Genomic DNA, 25,998 nt, shown 5'->3' with positions numbered 1-25,998 from the left:
GCCGGCCGCGACGGACACCGAGGTTCCAGCATGCAAGCGATGATCGATCTCCGCTCCGACACCGTGACCCGACCGACCGCGACGATGCGCGCGGCCATGGCGGCGGCCGAGGTCGGCGATGACGTCTACCGGGAGGACCCCACCGTGCGCCGGCTCGAGGAGCGCGTCGCGGAGCTCACGGGCAAGGAGGCGGCGCTGTTCGTGCCGAGCGGCACGATGGGCAACCAGATCGCGCTGCTCTGCCACACCCAGCGCGGCGACGAGGTGATCGCGGGCGAGGGCGCGCACTGCGCGTACAACGAGAGCGGCGCCGCGCCCGCGTGGAGCGGCGTGCAGTTCGCCTTCGCGGGCCGCGGCGGGCTGTTCACGGCGGAGGACGTCGAGCGCGCGATCAAGCCGCCGCAGTACTACCTCCCGCGCACCCGCGTCGTCGCGATCGAGAACACCCACAACCGCGCGGGCGGGCGGGTCTTCCCGCAGCGCGACGTGCTCGCGATCGCCGCGGTCGCGCGCGCGCACGGGCTCGCGCTCCACCTCGACGGCGCGCGCATCTGGAACGCGGCGGTCGCCTCCGGCCGGACGGTCGCCGAGCTCGCGGCGCCGTTCGACACGGCGAGCGTCTGCTTCTCGAAGGGGCTCGGCGCGCCGGTCGGCTCCGCGCTCGCGGGCAGCGCCGAGGTGGTGCGCGCCGCGCTGCGCTTCCGGAAGATGCTCGGCGGCGGGATGCGGCAGGCCGGCGTGCTCGCGGCCGCCGCGCTGCACGCGCTCGCGCACCACCAGGTCCGCCTCGCCGAGGATCACGAGGCCGCGCGCGCGATCGCGCGCGCGATGCGCGAGGCGGCGCGCAGCGCTTCGGCGCCGCACGCGACGGACACGTCGGCCACGCCGCCCGCGTCGGCCACGCCGCCCGCGTCGGCCACGCCGCCCGCGTCGGCCACGTCGGCCACGCCGCCCGCGACGGTCGCGGAGCCCGAGACGAACATCGTCTACGTCGAGACGCCGGGGATCCCGGCGGAGCGGCTCGTCGAGGCCGCGCGGCGGCGCGGCGTGCTCGTCGGCGCGGCGGACCGGAGCGCCGTCCGCGTCGTGACCCACCTCGATCTCGCGCCCGCGCAGGTCGCGCCCGCGGCGCGCGCGCTCGCCGAGGCGCTCGCCGAGGTGCTGGCCTCGCCGCGCGAGCGCGGCGGCGCGGGCGCGCGCGCATGAGCCGCCGCGCCTTCACGGCCGCCGCGCTCGCGCTCGCGTCGCTGCTCGTCCCGGCGTGCGCGGCGACGCGCGGCGACGCCTACCTCGACGCGATGGCGGCCGGCGCGCGCGCCTACCACGCTGGGCGCTACCGCGAGGCGGCGGGCGCGTACGACGGCGCCGCCGCGCGCGCGCTGCGCGTCAAGGACCGCGACGAGGCGCGGCTCCTACAGGCGCGCTCCTTCGAGCGCGCCGAGGCGTGGGCCGAGGCGCGCGCGTCGTACGAGCGGCTGCTCGCCGACTCGCCGAGCGGCCCGCGCTCCCCGCGCGCGGAGTTCGAGCTCGCCGATCTCGCGATCGAGCACGGCGACGCGGACGCCGGCTACGCCAGGCTCCTCGCGGCGGCGCGGCGGCACCCGTCGCACGGGCTCGCGCGCGGCGCGCTGAAGCGGCTGATCCAGCGCGAGGAGGACCGCGGCGGCGCGGCCGGCGCGCTCGCGTGGCTGCGGCGAGAGGGCCCGGCCTTCCGCGGGACGGAGCTCGACCAGGACGTCGCCTACCACACGGGGCTGCTCCTCGAGCGGAGCGGCGACCGCGAGGGCGCGCTCCGCGCGCTCGTCGCCGCCGCGCGCGCGCACCCGTACCCGGAGGGCAGCCTGACGGACGACGCGCTCTTCCGCGCGGCGGAGCTCGCCGCCGCTCTCGGCCGCCCGAAGGAGGCCATCGGCTACCTGCGGGAGATGCTCGCCTCGCGCGAGCCCGCGGTGACGGGCAGCTACGACCGCGAGCGGTTCGACGACGCGCAGCTCGAGATCGCGCGGCTCTACCGCGACGCGCTCGGCGATCGCGCGTCGGCGCGCCGCGAGCTGCGCAAGCTCTACACGGACCACCGCACGTCCCTCTTGCGCGACGACGCGCTCTGGGCCGAGGCGAAGCTGTGGCGCGAGGACGGCCGGGCCGAGGACGCCTGCGCGACCGTGGCCCTGCTCAGCCGGGAGCTCCCCGACTCGCGCTACGCGCGCTGCGCGCACGCGATCTGCCCGTCGATCCCGCAGGGGCAGCGCTCCTGCGCGGAGTACATCCTCCGCGAGCTCGAACCCCGAAAGGATCCTTGACGCGGGCGCGCTGCGCGGCGGGGTCCCGGCGCAAGGATGCTTGACGCGGCCCCGCCGCGCGGCGGGGCCGCTGCGCCCTCGATGAGAGGGCGCCCGCGCTCAGTCGTCCTCGTCCTCGGGCTCCAGCTCGGCGTCGTCGTCGCCCTCCTCGTCGTCGTCGTCGTCGTCGCCGAGGTCCTCGTCGGCCTCCTCGAGGTCGTCGTCGTCGTCGCGGGGCTCGTACTTCAGGTCGATGCCGATGTCGCCGAGCTGCGTCTCGAGGAGCTCGAAGAGCTCGTCGACGTCGTCGCCCCCCCACTCATCGAGCACGTCGGTCAAGAACTCAAAAAAATCTCCGCTGTCCAGACGACGCTCGATCTCTTCGACCTGCTCTTCCGAGAACGCCTCGAGGACGTCCTCGCGCAGGGCTTCGGTGTCGCCTTCCTCAACGGCATCCGCCGCAGAGAGGCGGATCTGCTTTACGGCACGCTTGTCGAGGTGAATCTCCATGAAGGTGGCTTCGTTTAGGCGACCCTCGCCGCTGCCGTCAAGCGGCGTATGTCATCGAGCTTCAAGAGTTCGCCTGCCGCCCCTCTGTTCCCGGTCCGTTTACCCGTCCGTGCCCGGCCTGTTTCCCCGTCCGTTCCTCTCGTTTCTCGGGGCGCGCCCGACGGCGAAGCGAGGCTCCGGACGGCCGCTCCTCGGCGCGACGTCGCCCTCAGCGCCGCGAGCGCGCCGCAGGTGAAGCGTTGCGGGCGGCGGATCTCTCGCGTATCCAGAGCGAGTCGTGCGTTTACGACCTCCGCCCGGCGCGCTCCTGGTCGCGATGCTCGCGGCCAGCGCCGCGCTGTCCGCGAGCGCGGCCGCCGCGCCGCCGGCCCGCGCCGCGTTCGCGCCCGCCGCGGCGAGCGCGAACGCCGCGGACGATGACGCCGGAGGCGACCCGGCCGCGGGCGCGGCGCCGGAGGCGCAGGACGATCGGGTCGCCGTCGAGCCGCCGCCCGTCGAGCCGCCGCGCGTGGAGATCGCCACCCGACCGCCGCCGCTGCACGTCGAATACGCGCAGTACGGCGTGGCCCTCGCGTCGGAGATCAACCTCGACCCCGGCGCCGCTTGCCCGGCGGCGGAGCGCTTCACGCCGTGCATCCTCGGCAGCGGCGGCGGGCTCACGGTCCGCGGCGGGTACCGCTCGCCGGGCCCCTGGTACTTCGGAGGGGCCTACGAGTTCACCAAGATGGACTCGGAGAACCTCTACCGGCTCGGCATCTTCCAGCAGCTGCGCGCCGAGATGAGGTACCTGCCGGACATCGGCTACCGGACGGCCCCGTACTTTTCCGCTGGTATCGGAGGCGTCGTCTATGGCAACGAGTGGGGCGTCGAGACCGGCGGCGCGCTCATTTTCGCCGGCGTCGGCGTCGAGCTGGAGGTATCGCGCCGCGCGGTGATCGGCCTCAGCTGCGTCTACCGGCCGGTGCTGCTGGCGGGCTGGAAGGACACGGCCAACTACGAGCGGCAGACGGCCATCGCGCAGTTCGTCGCCTTCGAGTTCCTGCTCGAGGTGCGCTCCGAGCTCGGGCGGCGCTGAGGAGCTCGGGCGGCGCTGAGGAGCTCGGGCGGCGCTGAGGAGCTCGGGCGGCGCCGAGGAGCTCGGGCGGCGCCGAGGAGCTCGGGCGGCGCCGAGGAGCTCGGGCGGCGCCGAGGAGCTCGGGCGGCGCTGAGCGGCACCCCCGGCCCGATCGAGAGAACGCACCGGCTACTTGACTCGACCGTCGCTCCGCGGTCCCCTCGGCAGCGTGATCTGCGATGTGTGCGGTCGCGACAATGCCGACGATCTGACGTTCTGTCAGGACTGCGGCCGACGGCTCAGGGCGCGCGAGGCGCGGGTCGCCCCGCCGACGCCGCCGAGCGGCATGCCGCATGTGGCGCTCCCGGCGCTGGTGTCGCCTGCGCTGGCCGACACGCCGCCGGCGACCGACAACCGCGCGGCCGCCCGGGCCGCGGGGCCTCGCCACACGCCGAGCCGGCTCCGCCCGGAGGCGCCGGTGTTCTCGTTCACCCCGCTCGGCACCCCGAGAACGGAGCCCTCGTTGCCGGCGGTGCACGGCCGCCCCGACGCAGGCCCCCGCCCGGCGCGCGAGGGCGCCGCGGCGCCCGCGACGGGCGCGCTGGACAGCGCGATCCAGATGGCGCCGGCGCTGCACGGGCCCAGCCTCGCGGATCGGATCAACATGCCCGCGCCGGCCGTGCCGCCGTCCGCGGCGTCCGACGCGCTGGCGGCGAGCTCCTGCCCGAGCTGCGCCGCGGTCAACCCCCCGGGGTTCCGCTTCTGCGTGACGTGCGGCGCGCCGCTCCCCAAGAAGAGAGACGACGCCGCGCCCGCGCCGCCGAGCCTGCCGACATCGACGAGCGCGGCGGGCGCCGATTCGAGGCCCGCACTCGAGACGGCGCGCGCGCCGCACGCGGCGCGCGACGAGGTCATGCCGGCCGCGCGGGCGCTCCAGGACGCCGCGCTCCGGCACGGGCCGGAGCCCGACGCCGCGCCGCCGCGCCGCGCGCACGACGAGCGCGCGCACGACGGCGATCTGCAGCCGGCGGGCGCTGGCGGCTCGCCGTCGGCCAAGCAGGCGCGCCCCCCGCTGCCACCGGTCGCGCTCCCGCCGCCGCGGCTGCCGCCGCTCCCGGCCGGCGGGGGCACGCCCGACAAGATCGTCGGCTCGCCGGTGCTCGACATCGCGTCGTCGCAGCGCGCGCCGGCGCCGCCGGTCGAGTGTGCGCGCTGCCACGGCCAGTGCATGGCGGGCACACGGTTCTGCAAGTACTGTGGCGCCCCCCTCGACCCCGAGCGGCCCAGCGCCGAGCGCCCGCCCCACGGCGCCGAGCGCCCGCCCCACGGCGCCGAGCGCCCGCCCCACGGCGCCGAACGCCCGCAGCCCGCGGCCGCGCCCACCCTGGAGGGAGCGCGCGACGTGGTGCGGCCGCGGGACGCGGACGCCGCCGCCGCTCCCGGCCCCGAGACGGGCAGCGCGCCGCCGCCTCCCTCCCAGATCCCGCTCGCTCCGCTTCGGGCGTCCTACTCGGTGCGGCCGCCCGCATGGGTGCCAGCCGACACCCGGCCCACCCGGGCGCCCCAGGGCAAGCTCATCGTGATCGTCGAAGACGGGACGGAGGGGAAGAGCTTCCCGCTCGACGGCCCGCAGGTCGACATCGGCCGCAGCGAGGGGGACATCCTCCTCGAGGACGACCTGTACGTCTCGCCGCGGCACGCGCGGATCGCCGCGCAGAACGGGTCCTGGGTGCTCCGCGACCTGGGCAGCATCAACCGCATTTACCTGCGCATCAGGAAGACGCACCCGCTCCGAGATGGCGACTTGCTTCTCCTGGGGCTCGAGGTGTTACAGTTTCAGACTGTGAGCGACGGGGAGCGAGGCCTCGGCCATGCCATCCAGCATGGAACGTTGCTGTTTGGCTCGCCCGCCATCCACCGGCGGGCGCGACTCTGCCAGCGGACGGTGGAGGGCGTGACGCGGGACGTGTACCACCTCTACCGGGACGAGACGGTGATCGGACGGGAAACGGGAGACATCGTATTCACGGCCGATCCGTTCCTCTCGCGACGCCACGCCGCCATCCGGAGGAACCCGGCCACGGGCGAGTTCACGCTCGCCGACCTGGAGTCGTCGAACGGGACCTACGTCGCGATCCGCGAGGAGGTCAGCCTCGTGGATCGCGACTTCGTGCGCATCGGGCAGCACCTGTTCCGCGTGGATCTCGCCCGATGAGCGACCAGACCGTCCGCGAAACGCGCGAAACGCGCGAAACGCCCACCGAGGCCCTGGAGGTCGACGGGCTCTCGGCGCCGCTGGGGACCGACTCGAGCGGCAACGCGGGCAATGCCCTTGGTGACCCCCCGCACGGCGCCGCGTCGCTCGAGCCCGGCAAGGCGGGGGCTGTGGAAGCAGGCAAGCCCGTGAACTGGAAGCCGCCCCCGCCCAAGACGCGCCCCGCCGCGCGCGAGCAGAAGACCGGCGCGACCGTGAAGCCCGTGAAGGGGCCCGGCGCGCCGAGCCCGGACAAGGCCGCGAGCGTCGCGAGGAAGCTCCCGCCGCCGCCGCGGGTGCGGCTCACCGCGAGCGGGTCGCGCGACGAGGAGGCGGACCCGACCGGATCGCGGGCGGACGACCCCGCGGAGGACACGACCCCCGACGCGCCGCCGGCGCAGGCGCAGGCGGTCGCCGCGGCGCGGTCGGCCGTCGGCGCGTACGACGACGAAGCGCTCGACGACGCCTCGGCGGAGGCCGCCCGGAGCGACGTCGCCTCCGGCGGCGACGCGCAGGGCGAGGATCCTGCGGAGGGAGGGCCTCACGCCGAGGACCAGGACGGCGCGCCGGAGGCGCCGCCGCGCCCGGAGGTCGTGCTGCGGCTCTTCGGCCGGACGGACGTGGGCCAGGTGCGCGAGCACAACGAGGACAACTTCATCGTCGCGGATCTCACGAAGGCGAGCCGCGGCCTGATGGAGATGGACCGCCGCCAGGTGATCGGCGAGCGCGGCGCGCTGCTCGGCGTGTGCGACGGGATGGGCGGGGCCGCGGCCGGCGAGGTCGCGAGCCAGCTCGCGGTCGACATCATCTACCAGCGGATGAGCGCGGGCGGCCCCCCGCAGAACCACGATGAGCTCGCGGCGCGGCTGGTGCAGGCGATCGAGGCCGCCGGCCTCAGGATCTTCAGCGAGGCGAAGCTCGACCGCACCCGGCGAGGGATGGGGACCACGTCGACCATCGCCGCGCTCATGGACGATCACCTGTTCCTCGGCCAGGTCGGCGACAGCCGCGCGTACATCCTCCGCGGCGAGCGGCTCGTGCAGGTGACGCGCGACCAGTCGCTCGTGAACCAGCTCATCGAGGCCGGCCAGCTCACCGAGGAGGAGGCCGAGACCTTCGAGCACAACAACATCATCCTCCAGGCGCTCGGCACGGCGGACTCGGTGCAGGTCGATCTCACCTACGTGCACCTCCGGCAGGGCGACACGCTGATGCTCTGCTCCGACGGGCTCTCGGGCATGGTGCGGAACGAGGAGATCCGCGAGGTGCTTCGGACGGTCGACGATCCGATCGAGGCCTGCAAGGTGCTGACGGATCGCGCCAACCAGGCCGGCGGGCACGACAACATCACGGTGGTGGTCGCGAAGTTCGACGGCCGCGGGCTGATGTCGCCGACGCTCGAGGACGTCGAGGAGCTGCGCTACCAGAAGTACCAGCTGCCCGAGCACCTCCTCGCCCAGAACGCGGCCGCGTCCGAGCCGGCGCGGCGGGTCAAGGAGCTCGAGGAGAAGAAGATCTCGCAGCGGCCCCCGTCGCCGAAGTCGTGGCTGGCCACCACGGACCCCGACCTGGGCGAGGACGGCGACATCTACGACCACGCCTTCGCCGCCGCGTCGGCGGACGACGCCCTGGGCGAGCGCAACGCCCGCGCCCCCGTCCAGGGCGACGAGCCGATCCTGATCCCGACCGACGGCGCGCCGCAGTGGCTCGTGATCTTGATGATCGCGAGCGCGGTCGCCTGCGTTACCATCGCTGGCTACTACCTGCTCCGTTAGGCCGCGCGCCCCGGCGGATGCGCGCGTCCTCGATCGCCATGCTGCGCAGCAACGACAAGCGTGGCCGGGAGACCCCGGCCGTCGAGCAGGGGGGCGCGCCGCCGCGCGCTCCGGACGCGGACGGCCGCGTGGACGTCGAGACCGCGCAGCGCATCGTCAGGGATGCGGTCGTGCGCGCGGTGCAGCGCGAGGAGAAGGCGGTCGCGCTCGTGCGCGCCAGGGCGGACGAGGCGCGGCGCAAGGTGGCGCGCCACAACCTGCTCCTCGGGCTCGGCGTCGCCGCGGCGCTCGTCGCCGTGGCGGTGGCGGGCGTGGTCGCGTTCCGGTCGCGCCGGGCGGCGGACGCGCTCGCGCGCGAGGTCGGCCTCGGCCTCGCGCCCGCGGCGCGCCCCTCGGGGGCGATCCCGGAGCAGGTGCTCTCGGGCCGCGCCATCTTCGAGCAGAACCGGCAGGCGCTCTACGTGATGGGCTACACCGTCGACAACCGCATCGGCGGCTGCTGCTCGGCGTTCGCGATCGCGCCCGATCTCCTGGCCACGAACGCCCACTGCATCCGCGACTGCCGCGCGCGCGGCGGCACCTCGATCGCCACGCTGAACGACTCGATGGGCAAGACCCGCTTCCGCATCGTCGCGATGTCGTCCCACCCGGCGTACAAGTCGGGCGCGGAGGGGATCATCACGCCGGACGTCGCCCTGCTCCGCATCGACGGCAAGGCGCCGCGCACGGTGAAGCTCGCGAACGACGCCGAGCTGCGGGCGATTGGGCCGGGCGACGACGCCTACGTCCTCGGCTTCCCCGGCCGCCTGATGGACCCGCTGAGCCCCTCGGCGACGTTCCTGGAGGGCCGCATCGGGCGGGTGACCGGCATCGACGGCGAGGCCGCGGCGCCGGACCGCGCCGTGCTGATCCAGCACGACGCGGTGACGCGCGGGGGGAACAGCGGGAGCCCGATCTTCAACCAGTACGGGCACGTGATCGGGATCCACGCGGCGCACATCGACGACGAGGACGACGTGACGATCGACGGGCGCAAGGCGACGGTCACCCAGAGCTCTCCGTTCCGGCTCGGGATGCGAATCGATCTGCTGCAGGGGGTTCCCGCGCCGTGATGCTGCGCGTCGTGCACACCTTCGGGCGCAACGCCGGCGCCGTGGAGCTGCACGACAAGCGCGCCGTGCGCTTCGGTCGCGCGCCTGACAACGACGTCGTGTTCGACGCGAACTACGACCGCGACGCGAGCAGCCACCACGCGGAGGCGCGCCTCGAGGCGTCGGGGTGGGTGCTCCACGACCTCGACAGCCGCAACGGGACGTACGTGGGCGGGCAGCGGATCAAGCAGCACCCGATCGCCTCGGGCGACGAGGTCACGTTCGGCGCGAAGGGGCCGCGGGTGCGGCTCGAGCTGGTCGAGCGCCGCGCGCCGGGTCCGCCGCAGGCGCACGCCGCCCTGCCGCAGACGCACGCGGCTCCGGCGTACGTGCACGCGGCTCCGGCGCACGCGGCTCCAGCCCACGCGCATGCGACGCCGGCGCACGCGCAGCCGCAACCGGCGCACGCGCACGCGCACGCGCACGCGCACGCGACGCCGGCGCACGCGCAGGCGGCACCACCGCCCCCTGGACCCGCCGCGGCCTACGCCGCGCCGGCGGCCGGCCACCCCGCGCCCGCGGCCGGTTATCCCGCGCCCGCGGCCGGTTATCCCGCGGCCGGCCACCCCGCGCCGGCCGCGCTCGCGCCGCCCGCCGGCGCTCGGCGGGTCGGCGAGCGGACGATCGCCATGATGATCTCCTCGGCCGTCTCGGCCGCCACCGGGCGCTCCAAGCCCCGCGGCACCGTCGAGCTCAACGCCATGCTCCACAAGGAGGTGCACGCCGCGACGGCCGGCCAGCGCCGCACGACCTACATCCTCGCGCTCCTCCTCGTCGTCGCGCTCGCGAGCCTCGCCGGGCTGATCGTCTACAACCGCTCCTCCCACGACGAGATCAGCCGGCTCCGCGCGGAGCTCGCGCGCCTCCCGCCGGAAGACCCGCGGCGCAAGGAGATCGAGCGGCGCCTCGGCACGCTCCACCCCTCGAACGCCAACTTCGGGCGCAACCTCCACGATCGCGTGAGGAAGGGGATCTTCATGCTCGCCGCCGGGCGCGAGGGGTTCTGCACCGCGTTCGCCGTGCGCCCCTCCGTCCTCGCCACGAACGCGCACTGCATCGCCGCGGCCAAGCGCCGCGGCGGCGCGATCGTGGCGCTCGAGAACGAGGGCCGAGGCCAGATAAGCTTCGCCGTGACCAGCATGCGGACGCACCCGCAGCACCGCGACAGCGCGGACCAGCTCACCCCGGACGTCGGCGTCGTGTCGATCTCGGGGCGCGCCGCCGCCGTCCTGGAGCTCGCCACCCGCGAGGAGCTCGCCGCGGCCGGCGCGGGCGACGACGTGTACCTGATCGGCTTCCCGGAGCGGCTCACGGACGCCGCGAACCCCGTCGCCACCTTCCTCGCCGCCAACATCGGCCGGATCACGGGCGCGAACGGCCGGCCCGCGCCCGCCGCCGAGGCCTGGCTGATCCAGCACGACGCCCGCAGCACGAGCGGCATGAACGGGAGCCCCATCTTCAACGGCCAGGGCAAGGTCATCGGCATCAACGCGGGCAGCTACCTCGAGGGGAACGACGAGACGATCTCCGGCCAGAAGACGGAGGTCGTGAAGGCCTCCCCCTACAAGTTCGGGATGCGCATCGACCTGCTCGACGCCATCCTGCGCTGACCCCTGCGCGAGAGAGATGCTCCGCCACGCGCTCCGCCGGCTCCTCTGGACGCTGCCCACCCTCTTCGGCGTCTCGCTGCTCACGTTCCTGGTGCTCTCCTACGTCCCGGATCCCACGGACGATCCGCTGCTCGCCACCTCGCTCTCCAGCGCCGAGCTCGCGCGGCTCCGCCGGGAGCGCTTCCTCGACCTGCCGCGCTTCCTCAACCTGGCGCCGCTCGACGTGCGCCTGCGCGCCCTCGCGGCCGCGCAGGCCATCGCGGCCGGCGGCGAGGGCGAGCGCGCCGCCGCGGCCGAGCTGCGGCGCCTCGGCGGCGCCGCGCTGCCGCACATCCTGCCGGCCCTCGACGGGCTCGCGCCGGAGCCGCGCGCCCGCGTCGCCGTCGCGCTCGCGCCCGTCGCGGCGCGGATGGGCCTGCCGCGCGCCGAGGAGGCGGCGGCCCCCGCGCAGGCGGTCGCCTTCTGGGCGCGGTTCTGGCGCGACCGCGGCGTCGAGTTCCGGAGCGCGTCGGTGCGCAGCGCCGTGCGGCGCCTCGTCCGTTACGGCTCCGCGTCGCGCGCCGCCGAGCTGCGCGAGCTCGACACGTTCGCCCTGCAGCCGGTGCTCGCCGCGCTCGCGCCGCCGCGCGACGCGGCCACGCTCGCGCAGGCGCGCGCCCTCGTCGACATCGCCGCCCACATCGCCGAGGTCGACGACAGGATCGCCCCGGGCGACGACCTCGCGGAGGCCCGCGCCTGCGTCGCGCGGTGGAAGGCCTTCTGGAACGTGTATCGCAGCGATTTCGAGGTGTTCACCGGCCCGACGCGGGTCGCGGCGACGGTGCTCGAGACCCGCTACGGCAAGTGGGCGCTCGGCGCCGTCACCCACCGCCTCGGCGTCGCGGCGACGGGCGAGCCGGTGCTCGACGAGCTCTCGCGCCGCGCGCCGGTCACGCTCGCGCTCGTCTTCGGGGCGATCGCCCTGGCCTACGCGGTGGCCGTCCCGCTCGGCGCGCTCAGCGCGGCCTCGCGCGGCCGCCGGAGCGACTCGGCGATCACGGTCGCCGTGCTCACGCTCGCCGTCCTCCCGACCGCCATGGTGGCGATGGCCGCCGCGATCCTCTCGGACGGCGCGCGCTCGCTGCTCCTGCCGACGTGCATCCTCGCGCTGCCGCTCATCGCCGCGCCGACGCGTCAGCAGCGCGCCGCGCTCGTCGCCGTCCTCACGCAGGACTTCGTCCGCGCGGCGCGGGCGCGCGGCGCCGGCACGGCGCGCGCCATCGTCGTCCACGGCCTGCGCAACGCCGCGCTGCCGGTCGTCACGCTCGCCGTCCTCGAGCCGCCGATGGCGCTCGGCGGCGCCTTCGTCGTCGAGCGCGTCTTCGAGCTCCACGGCCTCGGCGAGCTCACCTTGCTCGCGGTGCAGGCGCGCGACGTGAGCTGGCTCATGGCGATCTCCATCGTCGCCGCCGGCATCGCCGCGCTCGGCGTCATCGCGACGGATCTCGCCTACGTGCTCGTCGATCCGCGGCTCGGCACCGCGGTGCTCACCCGGCGGGGCGGCGCGTGACCCACGCCGCGGCGTTCCTCCGCCGGATGCTGGGCAGCAAGCGCGTCGCCGCGGGCGCCGCGCTGCTCGGCGTGCTCGCGCTGATCGCGATCTTCGCCGAGCTGCTCGCCGCGCCCGCGCCGATCGTCCGCTTCGGCCCGGGCGGCGCCGAGATCCTGCCGGCGGTCACCGAGATCGCGGCGCTCGAGGCGCTGACCGAGGCCGAGCTCGCGGCCCGCTTCGAGGGCGGCGCCGCCCTGTGGCCGCCGATCCGCTACGGCCCGGAGCAGCGCACCGACGCCGGCCCGAACGCGTCGCCCTCGAGCGCCCACCCGCTCGGCACGGACTTCGAGGGCCGCGACCTCGCCGCGCGGCTGATCTACGGCGCGCGCACCGCGCTCGGCCTGTCGCTCAGCGCGGTCCTCGCGGGCATGTTCCTCGGCGTCGTGCTCGGCGGGCTCGCCGGCACGCTGCGCGGGATCTGGAACGACGTCCTCGTGCGCCTCGTCGAGACGGTCGACACGTTCCCGGCGATCCTCGTCGTCGCGATCGTGCGCGCCATCGAGCGCGAGCCCTCGGCGCTGTCGCTGGTGCTCGCGGTCGCCTTCGTCCGCTGGGCCGAGATCGCCCGGCTCGTGCGCGCCGAGGTGCTGCGCGCGTCGAGCGAGGAGTACGTGCTGGCCGCGCGCGCGCTCGGCAGCACGAGGCTGCGCATCTTCTACCGGCACATCCTCCCGAACGCGCTCGGCCCCGCGATCGTGAGCTCGGTGCTCGGCGTCGCGTCCGTGGTCCTGCTCGAGGCGGCGATCTCGTTCCTCGCGATGGGCGCGCCCACCCGCGCGGCGTCGTGGGGGGAGACGCTCGGCCAGGCGGCGCGCCACCCGAGCGAGCTCCGGCTCCTCGTGTTCCCCGGCCTGCTGCTGCTGGCCACGGTCGGCGGCTCGTACCTCATCGCCGACGCGCTCCGCGACGCCATCGACGCGCGCACCGTGCGCGCGCGGACGCCGCGCTGAGCGGGGCGGCCCCCCCGGCGGCGGCTCGCCCGCGGCCGGCCGGGGGGCGATTTTGCCGCGGAAATGGCCGGTCCGGGGGCGGGCTCGGCGGCGGGGACCTCGCGCCCCTCGATCTCGATGGCCAGGCCCGCTATGAATTCGCCCGCCATGGCTGTCCCCGAGATCAGCGAGCAGGAGTTCGAGCGCGAGGTGCTCCGCAGCGAGTTGCCCGTGCTCATCGATTTCACTGCCACCTGGTGTGGACCGTGCAAAACGGTCGCGCCGGTGGTCGAGGCCGTCGCGCGAGAGCTCGAGGGCAAGGCCAAGGTCGTCAAGGTCGACATCGATCGCTCGAAGCGCATCGCCCAGACCCTGCGCATCTCGAGCGTCCCGACGTTCATGGTCTTCATGAGGGGCCGCCCGGTCGCCGCCGAGCAGGGCGTCCTCAAGCACAAGCAGCTGGTCGAGCTGGTCGAGCCGTTCCTGCCGCGCGCTCAGGGCGCGATCCGGGCGGTCGAGCTGGCCCAGCTGATCCGGGAGGGTCAGGTGGTCCCGGTCGACACGCGCGAGGGCAACGCGTACGGCCGCGCGCACATCCCCGGCGCGGTGCACATCCCGCTCGAGGAGATCGAGGGGCGGCTCGCCGAGCTCCACATGCTCCCCGGCGCCCCGGTCCTCTACTGTCGCTCGGGCGACAAGTCGAAGGACGTCGCCGCGAAGCTCGCCGAGGAAGGCGTCCCCGTCGCGTTCCTCGAGGGTGGCTTCCTGCTGTGGGAAGCCGAGATGCTGCCGATCGAGCGCCCTGACTGAGCCCCCCGCGCTCGCCCGGCGCCGCGCCGCGGGCCGGGCGGCTCCGCGGGCGGCGTGACGGGCGAGAGCGTCACGGGCGAGGGCGCGACGGGCGGGGCCGCGGCGGGCTCACGCGCTGGCCGGCGTCAGCCCTTGGCGGCCGCCAGCGCCGCCGCGACGACCTCGCGCACGGGCACGCCGTGCGTCTTCGCCGCTGCGGCGCAGTCGTCGAACTCGGGCTTGATCTGCGGCGGTCCGAACGGCCCTTCGCTGATCTTCACCCGGATCGATCCGTAGGCCGTCTTCACCGTCGTGATCCGCCGCGGGCGCTCGGTGCGCGCGACCGGGATCTTCCGGAGCCCGATGCTGGTCGTCTCGCGGAGCAGCGCCGTCGCGACCGCGTCCGCCTGAGGGGCGGCGGCGAGCGCCGCGATGGTCAGCGCCGGGCGGCCCTTCTTCATGGTGATCGGCACCGCCCAGGCGTCGAGCGCGCCGGCCGCGAAGAGCGCCTCGATCGCGTGCCCTGCCACCTCGCCCGTGAGGTCGTCGACGTTGGCCTCGACGATGACGTGCGACGCGCTGCCGAGGCTCTCCTCCGCGCCCGAGCGCGTCCCGAGCACGACCCGCAGCAGGTTCGGGCGATCGGGCAGCTCTCGCTGGCCGGCGCCGAAGCCGATCCGCTCGGGCGCGAACGTCGGCCAGCGCTCGAACCGGCTCGCCAGCGTGGAGATGATGGCCGCGCCCGTCGGCGTCACGAGCTCGGCGTCGAGCTCGACGCCGTAGGTCGGGACCCCGCGGAGGCACGCGACCGCCGCGGGCGGCGGCAGCGGCAGGATCCCGTGCCGCGCCTTCACGAACCCGCGCCCCATGGGCAGCGGCGAGCCGACGACCTCCGCGCCGATGTGCACGATGGCGGCGGCGGTGCCCACGATGTCGACGATCGCGTCGACGGCGCCGACCTCGTGGAAGTGGACGTCCTCGAGGCGGATCCGGTGCACGGCGGCCTCTGCCTCGCCGAGGCGACGGAAGATCCGGCGCGCCAGCGCGGCGACGGGCGGGTCGAGCGGCGCCGCGGCGAGCATGGCGTCGATCGAGCCGTAGGTGCGCTCGGGCTGCGGCGCCTCGACGTGCACGTCGAACGAGGTCGCCACGATGCCGCTCCGGTGGGCGTGCCCGCGGTGGAGGTGGAATCCCTCGAGGGGCAGCGCCGCGACGGCGCGCTCGATGACGAGCAACGGCACGCCGAGATCGAGCAGCGCGGCGATGGTCATGTCGCCGGCGATGCCGCTGAATGCGTCGAAGAACAGGAGCTTGCCGGCCCCCGCCCCCTCCTCGAGGAGCGGCGCGCGCGGGTGGTCGTGCGCGTGTGGATGCGCGTGGCCGTGCGGATGATCATGCGCGTGCTCATGGCCGTGCGCGTGCTCGTGGCCATGCGCGTGCTCGTGGCCATGCGCGTGCTCGTGGCCATGCGCGTGCTCGTGGCCATGCGCGTGCTCATGACCGTGCGCATCGCCGTGCGCGTGCTCGTGGCCATGCGCGTGCTCATGACCGTGCTCATGGCTGTGCGCGTGCTCGTGGCCATGCGCGTGCTCATGACCGTGCGCATCGCCGTGCGCGTGCTCGTGACCGTCGCCGTGCCCGTGGTCGTGAGAATGCCCGTGTCCCATGGCTCGCCTGCTCCGTTCGCCCGGCGCCTCCGCCGCGCTGCTCCCGCGATCGCGCCCTCGCCGCGATCAGTCCTTCGGCAGCATGCGGTGCACCGCCATCGCCGCGCCGAAGCCGCTGTCGATGTTGACCACGACGACGCCGGAGGCGCACGACGTGAGCATCCCGAAGAGCGCGGTGAAGCCGTTCAGCGCCGCGCCGTAACCGACCGAGGTCGGGACCGCGATGACCGGGGCCGCCACGAGCCCGCCGACCACGCTCGGCAGCGCCCCCTCCATGCCGGCGACCACGATCACGGCGGCCGCGCTGCGCAGCTCCTCGACGCGATGAAGGAAGCGGTGCAGCCCCGCGACCCCGACGTCGTACAGCCGCTTCGCCTCGAGCCCCACGGCGTGCAGCGTCTCGACCGCCTCCTCGGCGACCGGGAGATCACTCGTGCCGGCGCTCACCACGGCGACCGGCGCGACATTGCGCTTCCGCGTCGGCGCGACCTCGACGCTGCCCGTCCGCGCCATCGGGACGTAACGGAACGCGGGCAGGAGCGACGCCACCGCCGCGCCCTTCGCGGCGTCGACCCGGGTCGCGAGCACGTTCTGCCCGGCCCGCGCGATCTCCTGCGCGATGAGGGCGATCTGCTCGGGGGTCTTCCCTTCGCCGAAGATCACCTCGGGCACGCCCTGCCGGAGCGCGCGGTGGTGGTCGACCGTCGCGACGCCCAGGTCCCGGAAAGGCAACCCGCGGAGCGCCTCGAGCGCCTCCTCAACGGCCAGCTCACCAGCGCGAACGCGCTCCAGCATCTCCCGGACGAGGCGCGGATCCATGAGCGCAGCCGCTTAGCGCGGCAGCGCCGCCAGGGCAACGATCCGCCGCGTACGGCATCGCGAGCGGTCGCCGGCCGCGACGCGGGCGCCGGTCGGCGGGCCTTGCCCAGCAGCCCCGACGGTCGGCGGGCCTTGCCCAGCGGCCCCGACGGTCGGCGGGTTTTCCCCAGCGGCCCCGACGGTCGGCGGGCCTTGCCCAGCGGCCCCGACGTCCCGTTGCGCAAAGCGTCCAGGCTCTTTGCGCAGGAGGGGGCGGCGGGGCTACTTTCCGCGCCGCGTGCCCGCCTTCGTCGCTCCTCTCGTCGGCCTTGCCCTCGGCGCGCTGCTCGCCTGGTTCAGCGCCGCAGCCCCTCACCGCCCCGGCGCGCTGCGCGCGGCCGAGCCGCGGCTCACCCCTGGGTCGCGCGGCCGGCCGCTCGCCCTCGCCGCCCTGTTCGGCGGCCTCGTCTTCGCGCCGGTCTGCGCTTACTTCCTCATCTTCGCGCCCGACTGGAGCTTCGCCTACCTCGTCGACACCCGCCGCATCCCGTCCGCTGTCGATCTGCTCCTGCTCCTCGTCGACGCCGGCTCCGTCCCCGCCGGGTTCGCCCTCCAGGGCCTCGTTGCGGCGGCCGGCACCAGGCCCACGGCGCAGCGCTCGATCCGCGCGCTCGCGGTGCTCGCCGGCGTGCCGCTCGCCGCCGCCGCGATCGCGGTCCTCGCCCTCTCCCGGCGGCTCGCGCTCGACGGCACCTACCGGCAGGTCGAGGGCGACTTCGGCGTCCATCCGGTCGCCGGCGGCCCGCTCGGGTATGCGCTCCTGTGGATGTACACCATGCTCGCCGCCGGGTTCGCGGTCACCGTGAGCGCCCTCGTCCGGCGCCCGCCGCCGGCCGGCGCGCGGGCGCCGGACGAGGGCGCCCGCCGCGACGCGCTGCCGCGAGCCGCCGCGAGCGCGCCCGCGCCGGCGGCCGATCCGCCTGGGCCTGACGCGGCGCGCCCGGGGCGCCGGCTCGGCGTCGGCAAGGGCGGCCGGCCTCACCGGCCGGGCTGATCCACCTCGGCGGGGAACGATGGGGGCGGCTCCCCCGCGTTGACGGAGCCACAGCGCTCCACCACCCTGTCGCCCCATGTCCGAACGAGCCCGCGTGGATCAGCAGATAGAAGAACTGATGGAGCTGGCCGAGCAGGTGGTGGCGCGCGCCAGGAAAGGCGGCGCCGACGTGGCCGAGGCGATCGCCCGCTCCGGGTCGGAGCTCTCGACCAAGGTGCGGCTCGGCGAGCCCGAGCTCGTCGAGGAGGCGGTCCACAAGGGCCTCGGCATGCGCATCATCAAGAAGCAGCGCGTCGCCTTGACCTCGACCTCCGACCTCACGCCCCGCGGCATCGACCGGTTCGTCGCGGACGCCCTGGAGCTCGCCGACATCTCCCAGGAGGACGCCTTCGCGGGCCCGGCCGATCCCGAGCTCATCGCGAAGGGCCCCTTCTCCGCGCTCGACCTGTACGATCCGTCCGGCGGCGAGGTCACCGCCGCGCAGGCGATCGAGCTCGCGCGCCGCGGCGAGCAGGCGGCGCGCGACGCCGACCCCCGCATCACGAACAGCGACGGCGCGACGTTCTCGCGCACCGCGAGCGCCTTCGCGCTCGTCCTCTCCGGCGGGTTCCGCGGCGGCTACGCGGGCTCGTATGCGTCGCTCGTGGTCTCGCCGGTGGCCGACGACAGCGGCGACAAGAAGCGCCGCGGCTTCCATTTCAGCGCCCGGCGCCACCTCGCCGACCTGGACGCGCCGGAGGCCGTGGGCCGCGAGGCGACCCGCCGGACGCTGCGCAAGCTCGGCGCCCGCAAGGTGCCGACCTGCGAGGCGCCCGTCGTCTTCGACCCGGACGCCGCCCGCTCCATCCTGGGACTGCTCGGCTCCTGCATCATGGGCAGCTCGATCTGGCGCAAGTCGAGCTACCTCGTCGGCCGCGAGGGCACCCGCATCGCCAGCGACCTCATCACGGTCGTCGACGACCCGCTGATCCCGCGCGCCCCCGGATCGCGCCCGTTCGACGGCGAGGGGCTCCCGGCCCGGCGCAACGTCGTGGTCGAGCAGGGTGTGCTGAAGACGTACCTCTGCGACAGCTACAGCGGCCGCAAGCTCGGCCGCCCGTCGACCGGCAGCGCCGCGCGCGGCGGCGGCGGCGGCGTAGGCCCGTCGACGTCCAACTTTATCCTTCAACCCACCGCGACGTCCGCGGAAGAGATCGTGCGTTCCACCGCGCGCGGGTTGTACGTCACCGAGATGATGGGCTTCGGCTTCAACGCCGTGACCGGCGATTTCTCCAGGGGCGCATCCGGCTTCTGGATCGAGAACGGCCAGCTGACCCATCCCGTGAGCGAGGTGACCATCTCGCTGAACCTCGACGATCTGCTGCAGCGGATCGACGCGGTCGGCGACGACCTGGACCTCCGGACCGCGACGGCCTCTCCGACCATCCGGGTCTCGGCCATGACCATCGCCGGAAGCTGAGCCGCTTCCGTTCGAGGAGCTTTCACCGGCAGGGCTGTCTCGGGGGAGGCGGCCGGACGAGCGGGCTCAGCGGAAGGCTCGGAGCCTCCACGCGGTCACGATCCGCGAAGAGGCTCCTTCTCGGCAGTTGTTCTGAAGTGCTTCCGTTGCCGGCGGATCGCCATCCGCTCCCGCCGGCCGTCCTGGCAGGATGCCGGAGATCCAGGCTCTCCAGCACCCTGCTCTCGTCACGCTTCTTCTGCCGGCGCAGGGCGGCCCCGGCCCTCGCTCAGCGCGAGGGCCCCCTGCGGCCGGGCTGCGTCAGCGCGACGACCCGCCTGCGGCCAGGCTCCGCGGGGGCTCTTCCGAGCCCGCGCCCGAGGCCGCCTGCAAGGGCGTCCCTGCCTGCGCCGGCGCTTCCGGCAAGAGGAACGCCTTCAGCTGCTGCGCGTCGTTGCGCCCGAACCGGGTCACGAACGGCGGCAAGCTGATCGGCTCGTCCGACAAGGCGACGAACGTCCCCTGGGAGCACGCCCGGTGGAGCGCCTCGAACAGGGAGGCGACGTCCACCTCGCCGGAGATCCCCCTTACATCGATGATGTACACGTCCGCGGGATCGGCTCCCGCGAAGATCAGCGCGTCGTACGGATGGGTCGCGTGCCGGATGGGCACACCTTCTCCGAGCGCCCGCGCCACGTGGGCCATCGTGTCCTTGGTGCCGATGGCCATCATCGACTTGGAGGTCGCCCTGGCGAGCTCCCTGGGCACCGAATAACCCCACGCCCTGAGGAACTCGGCCACATCGGCCGCCTTGAAGCGTAGATGTCTCCCTGGCGTACGAAAATGGGCGATCCTCCCTCGATCTACCCAGTTATGGATTGTCTTCAAGTCGACCTCGCACAAGGCTGCGAGATCCGATGCCGTTAACAGCTTTTCCCGAACACCAGCCATCGCCGAACTCCACGCGAAAGGCACCCGCCGCACAGCTCGCGTTCACAGCGCGGCAGCGTCTCCCCAGGTGGCAGCCCCCCCACCCGTATGCTTACTCGATTGAAACCTAGCTCTCACGGACGGGTCCGTCACCCGCTTTGCTCGAATTTTCTCAGCCCCTGAGAGGAACCGCCCCGCGCGGAGGCAAACTCCCGATCCTTCAGGGGATCTCCTGGCTCATTATGTTCACGCAGCCGGGTGTCGGCCAGGTGGTCACGAAAGAGCCGGGCGAGCCGTCCGGAGCGCGCGGCTCCACACGGGCCAGGCTCATCCCTGCCTTTGGCTCGGGCAGAGCGGGCGACCTCGACACGACTGCACCTCCTCCATCCTTCAATTTGAGCGGTTCTCCCGTGTTCGACAGCCCATGATTGCCAAGTTTGGGCACCCGGAGCAGCAGCGCCTCAGGACAAGGCGAAGGATCGAGCTCATCCTCGGGCGCGTAGACCTCGTTGACGACCAGCGCATAAGCGCCCGGCTCAAGGAGCGTGGAGGGCAATTCCGTCTCTCCGCCTACATCAGCGAGCACATATCGTCCGAGCTCAGCCGGGACGTCACCGTCGTTGTAGAGCTCGACCCACTCCTGAGACGGTTCGGCCCCGCGCGGATTCGACAGCACCTCGTTGATGACCACATGGGGCATGGGCGCGAGCGTCACGGCCGAGAACGTCTGGCGGGCCACGCGCCCGGCGTTGTCGACGGTGGCCACGTCGAGCGCGACAGGGGCGAGGGGCGGCAAGGGGGCGAGGACGAACCGCTCGCCTGGAGGCACCGCGACGACCTCATCGAGCCCCTCGCCAGCGATCGCCCAGAGCAGCGGCACCTCCGCCGAACGGACGTGGATCCGGTCGTCGGCCACCTGCGCGCAGCCCGGCCCCAGGGGCACCTCGCCCGCCTCGCAGACCGCCGCGGCCGCGTGGAGGGGCTCTGATTCCAGCACAAACGGACGCGGGTCGAGGCTCACGGCGTCCGGCTCTCCCGGAAAGGCGGCCGGCGGTCCGACCAGGTGGCGGCCGTCCGCTGGGCTTGCCGTCGGGTGTGTCGGGCTCTCCGCCTCGAAGCGCAGACAACGCGCGCCGAGGTCATCCACGGCGCCGCGGCGCAGCTCGCCCGCCGGTCCGTCGGGCGCCAGCGTCACCGCAGCCTCTTTCTCCGGAAGGACCACATCGCCGCACCAGATGCCCAGGGTGAGGCTCGCGCCGAGGTCGGCCGGCGGCCAGATCCGTGGGAGGACGGGCGTCGCGCCCTGGGCGGCGATCTGGATGTGGTGCGAGAAGGACGGGCTGCCGCCGGCCACGGCGTAGGTTTCCCCGGGCACCAGCGGGGCGAGCGGGGCCACGGTCAGCCAGAGATCTCCCGGAGGCGCCTCTTGCAGCCAGGCGAGCGAGGGGACGACGCGCTCCGAGAGCGCCTTCGACGGCTCGCCCTGCTCGAGCTGCCGGACATGCGCCGCCCCGATTTTCCCTCGGATGACCAGCACACGAGCGAGATCGACGTCCTCGGCGGAGACGGCCGGGAGGTGAACCCGCAGGCGCAGCACGGGCGGCGCTGCGTCGAGCGGCGCCGGGGGCTCGATCTGGAGCTCGACGCTCGCCTCGTCGACGGCGTCGTCGAGATCGCCGTCACCCGCCTCGACGGGAGGGGGCGCAGCGAGCTCCGGCGCGCAGGCGAGGGGATGGGCGACGAGCGGCGCGAGCGCGAGCAGCAGGGCGCGGCGGGCGCGGGTTGTCCACGAGGGGCGGGTCAGGAGACGATGGTTCATGACGCGGTGTTCGGCAGCAGCTCGCTGCCAGTTGCCCGGCGTCGCTTTTTTTTCCGAGGCCGCTACCCTCGCCTCGCATGGCCCCCGAGGACATCAAGAAGCTCCGGCAGGAGCTTGGCTGTACGGCCCGCGAGCTCGCCGGCGCGCTGGGCATCGAGCAGGAGACGGTGCTCGCGTGGGAGCACGGCGATCTCTTCCCCACGAAGCGCTTCGTCGGGATGATGGAGGAGCTGCGGCGCAAGGGTCCGGAGGCGATCCCCCGCAAGAAGAAGAAACAGACGGCTGCCTCGCCGCTCCAGCTGCTCGCCGATCCCGAGCTCTGGCGGCTGGTCCGCAAGCTCCTCTCCCACGCGGAGCTGCGGACCGCTGCGCTGAAGCTGGCAGAAGCCTATCCGGATCCGAACGACGCTCCGCCCTCGTGAGCGGCGGGCCGACACGCTCGGCGATGCGAGGGAGCCGACGGCTCAGTCATCCTCGTCGTCTTCGTCGTCCTCGTCCTCTTCGTCCTCGTCCTCTTCGTCCTCTTCGTCCTCGTCCTCTTCGTCCTCGTCCTCGTCGCTCTCTTCGTCGTCCTCGTCCTCTTCGCTCTCCTCGTCCTCTTCTTCTTCGTCCTCTTCGTCCTCGTCCTCTTCGTCCTCGTCGCTCTCTTCGTCGTCCTCGTCGCTCTCTTCGTCTTCGCCCTCTTCGTCCTCGTCCTCTTCGCTCTCCTCGTCCTCTTCGTCCTCGTCCTCTTCGTCCTCGTCTTCGTCGCGCACTTCGTCCTCCTCGTCCTCGCTGTCCCGTCGTGCAGCGTTCTTCTCACCCGCCTCGCCGGGCTCGGCAAACGCCTCGGTTCCCGTTTCCATCTGGCGCTCTGCGTCGTCGATCGCTCCCATGGGCACCTCTCCCCCCGAAGGCGCGGCAGGCGAGCCGTCGGCGTCGTCCGGCAGGTCCTCCCCTGCCTTGGCGACGCTCGTCCGGATCGTCCCTTCCGCGCCCGCGAAGCTCTCCTGTACGGCTGTCCCCGCCGGCCCGTCCGGCGGCTCTTCGCCGAGCTCGCGCTCGTAGGCGCGGCGCGACTCCTCGGTAAGCTCAGTGAACTCGCGCAGCGTCGGCAGCTCGCCGAGCGCCTTCAGACCGAAGAACTCGAGGAACTGAGCCGTCGTTCCGTAGAGCATCGGACGCCCGGGCTCGTCCTTCTTGCCCAGGATCCTCACCAGATCGCGCTCCAGGAGCGACTTGAGCGCCGCGCCGGAGTCGACGCCTCGGACCTCGTCGATCTCGGGGCGCGTGATCGGCTGGCGGTACGCCACGATCGCGAGTGTCTCGGTCTGGGCGCGGGACATCTTGATCGGCTTCTGATCGGTCACCTCGCGGACGAAAGGCGCGAAGGCCGGGCTTGTCCGGAAGACGTACCCTCCGGCGACCTCGTCCAGGCGGAACCCGCGCCCGTCGTATTCCGCGACGAGCTCGGCGAGCAGCTCTCGCACGACGCGGTGCTCTGCGTTCGCCGAGCGCGCGAGCTCGCGCGCCGGCACCGGCCGCTCCGACGCGAAGATGAGCGCCTCCAGGACTCCCTTCAGGTGCTTGCGCGCGACGGCCGAGAGCGCCGGCGCCTGCCCGGGTGCCGCGCCGACGTTCTTGACGGGAGCGGCTCCTCGCCGCGCCGGGTCGCCTAGCTGAGCCCACGCGGACGCGCGAAGGCGAGCGGCCGGATCCTGCCGCGCCGCCCGCGGCGCGCGCGGCTCCTTCTTCGCGCCTCGCGGCCGCTTCGCCCCGCCCAGCCACGCGTGCGCCGCCGCCCTCAGCCGCGCCGGCGTGGTCTGCGCCGCCGCCTTCGACGTGTTCTGCGCGGTCGTCCTCGGCGCGCGCGGCTCCTTCTTCGCGCCTCGCGGCCGCTTCGCCCCGCCCAGCCACGCGTGCGCCGCCGCCCTCAGCCGCGCCGGCGTGGTCTGCCCGGCCGCCTTCGACGTGTTCTGCGCGGTCGTCCTCGGCGCGCGCGGCTCCTTCTTCGCGCCTCGCGGCCGCTTCGCCCCGCCCAGCCACGCGTGCGCCGCCGCCCTCAGCCGCGCCGGCGTGGTCTGCCCGGCCGCCTTCGACGTGTTCTGCGCGGTCGTCCTCGGCGCGCGCGGCTCCTTCTTCGCGCCTCGCGGCCGCCTCGCCCCGCCCAGCCACGCGTGCGCCGCCGCCCTCAGCTGCGCCGGCGCGCTCTGCCCCGCCGTCTTTGATCCGCGCCGCCGCTTGGCCGCGGCATCAGCCACCGTCACGACCACTCTCCGCGTCTACCCCATCCACCTCAGCCGGCGGCGCGGCGGCGCCTTCAGGAGGCGACGCTTCCACCTCCGGGGGCGGCGCTCCGGCACCTTCGGGTGGCGACTCCTCGACCGCTTCGGGCGCCGCCGCGACATCTCCGGGAGGCGCTTCCTCCGTCGCTTCGGGCGCTGCCGCGGCACCTTCGGGAGGCGACTCCGCCATCACTTCGAGCGCCGCGGCGTCTTCGGGAGGCAGCTCCGCCATCGCTTCGGGCGCCGCCGCGGCATGTTCCAGACGCAGCTCGTCCGCTTCCACGAACAGCGCCGCAGCTTCCGACGCAGGCTCGTCCACCTCCGCGAACGGCGCCGCAGCAGCTTCCGACGCAGGCTCGTCCACCTCCGCGAACAGCGCCGCAGCTTCCGACGCAGGTTCGTCCACCTCCGCGAACGGCGCCGCAGCAGCTTCCGACGCAGGCTCGTCCACCTCCGCGAACGGCGCCGCAGCAGCTTCCGACGCAGGCTCGTCCACCTCCGCGAACGGCGCCGCAGCAGCTTCCGACGCAGGCTCGTCCACCTCCGCGAACGGCGCCGCAGCAGCTTCCGACGCAGGCTCGTCCACCTCCGCGAACGGCGCCGCAGCTTCCGACGCAGGCTCGTCCACCTCCGCGAACGGCGCCGCAGCAGCTTCCGACGCAGGCTCGTCCACCTCCGCGAACGGCGCCGCAGCTTCCGACGCAGGCTCGTCCACCTCCGCGAACGGCGCCGCAGCAGCTTCCGACGCAGGTTCGTCCACCTCCGCGAACGGCGCCGCAGCAGCTTCCGACGCAGGCTCGTCCACCTCCGCGAACGGCGCCGCAGCGTCCTCCATCGCGGGCGGCTCCCCGGCAACCCCGGACGCGCCGCTCACCTCCTCGCCCACCTCGACGGGCGCCGGACGCTCCGCCTCGCCGCCGACCGCCGCCACCACCTCGCGCTCGCCGGCGGGCGGCGCGCCACGCTCCTCGCGCCCGTGCGCCGCGATCGGAACTTCCGCGGGCGCGTCGTCCTGGGGCTCCGCCGCCGCCGGGGGCGCGCCGTCCGTCACCGAGAGCTCGATGTGGATCGGCGCCAGCGGATCCGTCTGGTGCACGCGGATGAGCTTCAGCTTGCACATCTCGAGCACGGCAAGGAACGTGATCACGACCTCGAAGCGAGGGATCACGCCCCCCTTCGAGACGCTGTCGAGCAGCAGATCCTCGAACCGCATCGCCCGCCGCGCCGAGAGCTTCTCCGTCAGCTCCACGATGCGATCCGTGATGCTGATCCGATCGAAGACGACCTCGTGATCGATCTGGACGTTCGTCCGCTTCAGCACCCGCTCGAACGCGTCGAGCAGGCTGAAGATGTTCGTCGGCGCGAACGGGGCCGGGCCCTTCGGCACCTCGCTCTCGCTCATGCCGCGCGTGAACACGTCGCGCCCCAGCGTGCCCCGCTCGGCCAGCTCCGCCGCGGCGACCTTGTATTTCTGGTACTCCAGGAGCCGACGGACGAGCTCGGCCCGCGGATCCTCCTCCTCGCCGGGCATCCCGTCGTCGTCCTGCCCAGCAGGCACGCTCGGCAGCAGCATCTTCGACTTGATGTGCGCGAGCGTCGCCGCCATCACGAGGTACTCGCTCGCCAGATCGATCGACAGCGAGCGCATGATCTTCAGGTACTCGAGGTACTTCTCCGTGACGAAGCTCACGGGAATGTCGAGGATATCGAGCTCGTGCTGCTGGATGAGGTGCAGCAGCAGGTCGAGCGGCCCCTCGAACGTCGGGAGCTGGACGACGTACTCGCCCTCGCGAGGCCCCGCGTCCGCCGCCGCGCCCGGGGCCCCGGCGGCCGCCTCGCGCGCGGCGCCGTCGCGGGCGGCGGCCTCGCGCGCGGCAGCATGGCGGGAGGCCGCGTCGCGCGCGGCGGGCGCAGGGGCGGCGCTCGCGCTACCACGCCCCTTGCCGCTGCGCGCCCTCGCGGCGCCCGCCTTCGAACCGCTCACGCCGCGACCGTAGTCGCAAGGCGCCGGTCGGTCCACGCCCTCGCGCCCCCCGGGCGCGCGGCGCGCCAAAACTCCGCTCCGTCCGGGAATTTGTCGCGGGAG

The 25,998-nt window shown here is 74.1% G+C and carries 20 protein-coding genes; 13 read left to right on the top strand and 7 right to left on the bottom strand.

Going from position 1 to position 25,998, the window contains the following annotated elements:
- Positions 1-30 precede the first annotated feature (30 nt).
- Complete coding sequence (locus tag WMF43_RS11980) at positions 31-1,206, top strand: threonine aldolase family protein (RefSeq protein WP_437679894.1); 1,176 nt, start codon at positions 31-33, stop codon at positions 1,204-1,206.
- On the top strand, positions 1,203-2,300 hold the full coding sequence (locus tag WMF43_RS11975; protein ID WP_437679892.1) for a tetratricopeptide repeat protein: 1,098 nt from the start codon (positions 1,203-1,205) through the stop codon (positions 2,298-2,300). Before WMF43_RS11980 ends, WMF43_RS11975 begins: the two co-directional genes overlap by 4 nt.
- 99 nt (positions 2,301-2,399) lie before the next feature.
- Here the strand turns inward: WMF43_RS11975 and WMF43_RS11970 are convergent, their stop codons facing one another.
- Entirely contained in the window at positions 2,400-2,789 is a 390-nt protein-coding gene (locus WMF43_RS11970) for a hypothetical protein (RefSeq protein ID WP_437679890.1), read from the bottom strand.
- 277 nt (positions 2,790-3,066) lie between these two features.
- Between WMF43_RS11970 and WMF43_RS11965 the strand changes: the two genes are divergently transcribed.
- From WMF43_RS11965 to trxA, 8 genes are all read left to right on the top strand, one after another.
- On the top strand, positions 3,067-3,864 hold the full coding sequence (locus WMF43_RS11965) for a hypothetical protein (protein WP_437679888.1): 798 nt from the start codon (positions 3,067-3,069) through the stop codon (positions 3,862-3,864).
- A 172-nt stretch (positions 3,865-4,036) separates the two neighbouring features.
- Complete coding sequence (locus WMF43_RS11960; RefSeq protein WP_437679887.1) at positions 4,037-6,058, top strand: FHA domain-containing protein; 2,022 nt, start codon at positions 4,037-4,039, stop codon at positions 6,056-6,058.
- Positions 6,055-7,872: a Stp1/IreP family PP2C-type Ser/Thr phosphatase gene (locus WMF43_RS11955; protein WP_437679885.1), complete on the top strand. Its 1,818-nt coding sequence runs from the start codon at positions 6,055-6,057 to the stop codon at positions 7,870-7,872. The genes WMF43_RS11960 and WMF43_RS11955 overlap by 4 nt, the downstream gene beginning before the upstream one ends.
- A gap of 17 nt (positions 7,873-7,889) precedes the next feature.
- A complete protein-coding gene (locus tag WMF43_RS11950; protein WP_437679884.1) occupies positions 7,890-8,984 on the top strand; it encodes a S1 family peptidase in 1,095 nt (364 codons plus the stop codon).
- The gene (locus tag WMF43_RS11945) at positions 8,984-10,633 is read left to right on the top strand and encodes an FHA domain-containing protein (RefSeq protein ID WP_437683996.1); all 1,650 of its coding nucleotides are present in this window, start codon (positions 8,984-8,986) and stop codon (positions 10,631-10,633) included. The genes WMF43_RS11950 and WMF43_RS11945 overlap by 1 nt, the downstream gene beginning before the upstream one ends.
- Positions 10,634-10,649: 16 nt before the next feature.
- Complete coding sequence (locus WMF43_RS11940) at positions 10,650-12,182, top strand: ABC transporter permease (RefSeq protein WP_437679882.1); 1,533 nt, start codon at positions 10,650-10,652, stop codon at positions 12,180-12,182.
- Positions 12,179-13,174, top strand: a complete 996-nt coding sequence (locus tag WMF43_RS11935; protein WP_437679880.1) for an ABC transporter permease — start codon at positions 12,179-12,181, stop codon at positions 13,172-13,174. Before WMF43_RS11940 ends, WMF43_RS11935 begins: the two co-directional genes overlap by 4 nt.
- A gap of 147 nt (positions 13,175-13,321) precedes the next feature.
- A complete protein-coding gene (trxA, locus tag WMF43_RS11930) occupies positions 13,322-13,963 on the top strand; it encodes a thioredoxin (protein ID WP_437679878.1) in 642 nt (213 codons plus the stop codon).
- 125 nt (positions 13,964-14,088) lie between these two features.
- Here the strand turns inward: trxA and larC are convergent, their stop codons facing one another.
- Together larC and larB are read right to left on the bottom strand one after the other, a co-directional pair.
- Positions 14,089-15,609 (bottom strand): nickel pincer cofactor biosynthesis protein LarC, encoded by a 1,521-nt coding sequence (larC, locus tag WMF43_RS11925; protein WP_437679876.1) that lies wholly within the window; start codon positions 15,607-15,609, stop codon positions 14,089-14,091.
- 66 nt (positions 15,610-15,675) lie between these two features.
- Entirely contained in the window at positions 15,676-16,428 is a 753-nt protein-coding gene (gene larB / locus WMF43_RS11920) for a nickel pincer cofactor biosynthesis protein LarB (protein WP_437679874.1), read from the bottom strand.
- Positions 16,429-16,705: 277 nt separating this feature from the next.
- Here larB and WMF43_RS11915 point away from each other — a divergent pair, with 277 nt between their 5' ends.
- Positions 16,706-17,461: a hypothetical protein gene (locus WMF43_RS11915; RefSeq protein ID WP_437679872.1), complete on the top strand. Its 756-nt coding sequence runs from the start codon at positions 16,706-16,708 to the stop codon at positions 17,459-17,461.
- 94 nt (positions 17,462-17,555) lie between these two features.
- On the top strand, positions 17,556-18,920 hold the full coding sequence (locus WMF43_RS11910; RefSeq protein ID WP_437679870.1) for a TldD/PmbA family protein: 1,365 nt from the start codon (positions 17,556-17,558) through the stop codon (positions 18,918-18,920).
- A gap of 300 nt (positions 18,921-19,220) precedes the next feature.
- On the opposite strand, the gene WMF43_RS11905 is transcribed toward WMF43_RS11910, so the two are convergent.
- Both WMF43_RS11905 and WMF43_RS11900 read right to left on the bottom strand, forming a co-directional pair.
- Positions 19,221-19,850 carry a helix-turn-helix domain-containing protein gene (locus tag WMF43_RS11905; protein ID WP_437679868.1) on the bottom strand — a complete coding sequence of 210 codons (630 nt, stop codon included), beginning with the start codon at positions 19,848-19,850 and terminating at the stop codon, positions 19,221-19,223.
- A gap of 199 nt (positions 19,851-20,049) precedes the next feature.
- Positions 20,050-21,648: a lamin tail domain-containing protein gene (locus WMF43_RS11900; protein WP_437679866.1), complete on the bottom strand. Its 1,599-nt coding sequence runs from the start codon at positions 21,646-21,648 to the stop codon at positions 20,050-20,052.
- Between the two features lie 77 nt (positions 21,649-21,725).
- Here WMF43_RS11900 and WMF43_RS11895 point away from each other — a divergent pair, with 77 nt between their 5' ends.
- Complete coding sequence (locus WMF43_RS11895; RefSeq protein ID WP_437679864.1) at positions 21,726-22,070, top strand: helix-turn-helix domain-containing protein; 345 nt, start codon at positions 21,726-21,728, stop codon at positions 22,068-22,070.
- A 42-nt stretch (positions 22,071-22,112) separates the two neighbouring features.
- Here the strand turns inward: WMF43_RS11895 and scpB are convergent, their stop codons facing one another.
- Both scpB and WMF43_RS11885 read right to left on the bottom strand, forming a co-directional pair.
- The gene (gene scpB, locus WMF43_RS11890) at positions 22,113-23,894 is read right to left on the bottom strand and encodes an SMC-Scp complex subunit ScpB (RefSeq protein ID WP_437679862.1); all 1,782 of its coding nucleotides are present in this window, start codon (positions 23,892-23,894) and stop codon (positions 22,113-22,115) included.
- A complete protein-coding gene (locus WMF43_RS11885) occupies positions 23,881-25,896 on the bottom strand; it encodes a segregation and condensation protein A (RefSeq protein ID WP_437679860.1) in 2,016 nt (671 codons plus the stop codon). Before WMF43_RS11885 ends, scpB begins: the two co-directional genes overlap by 14 nt.
- Positions 25,897-25,998 lie beyond the last annotated feature (102 nt).

The organism is Sorangium sp. So ce131 (assembly GCF_051519095.1).
Taxonomy (GTDB): Bacteria; Myxococcota_A; Polyangia; order Polyangiales; family Polyangiaceae; genus Sorangium.
The sequence above is the reverse complement of the archived record's forward strand: the minus strand, read 5'-3'. Positions and strand labels throughout refer to the sequence as shown.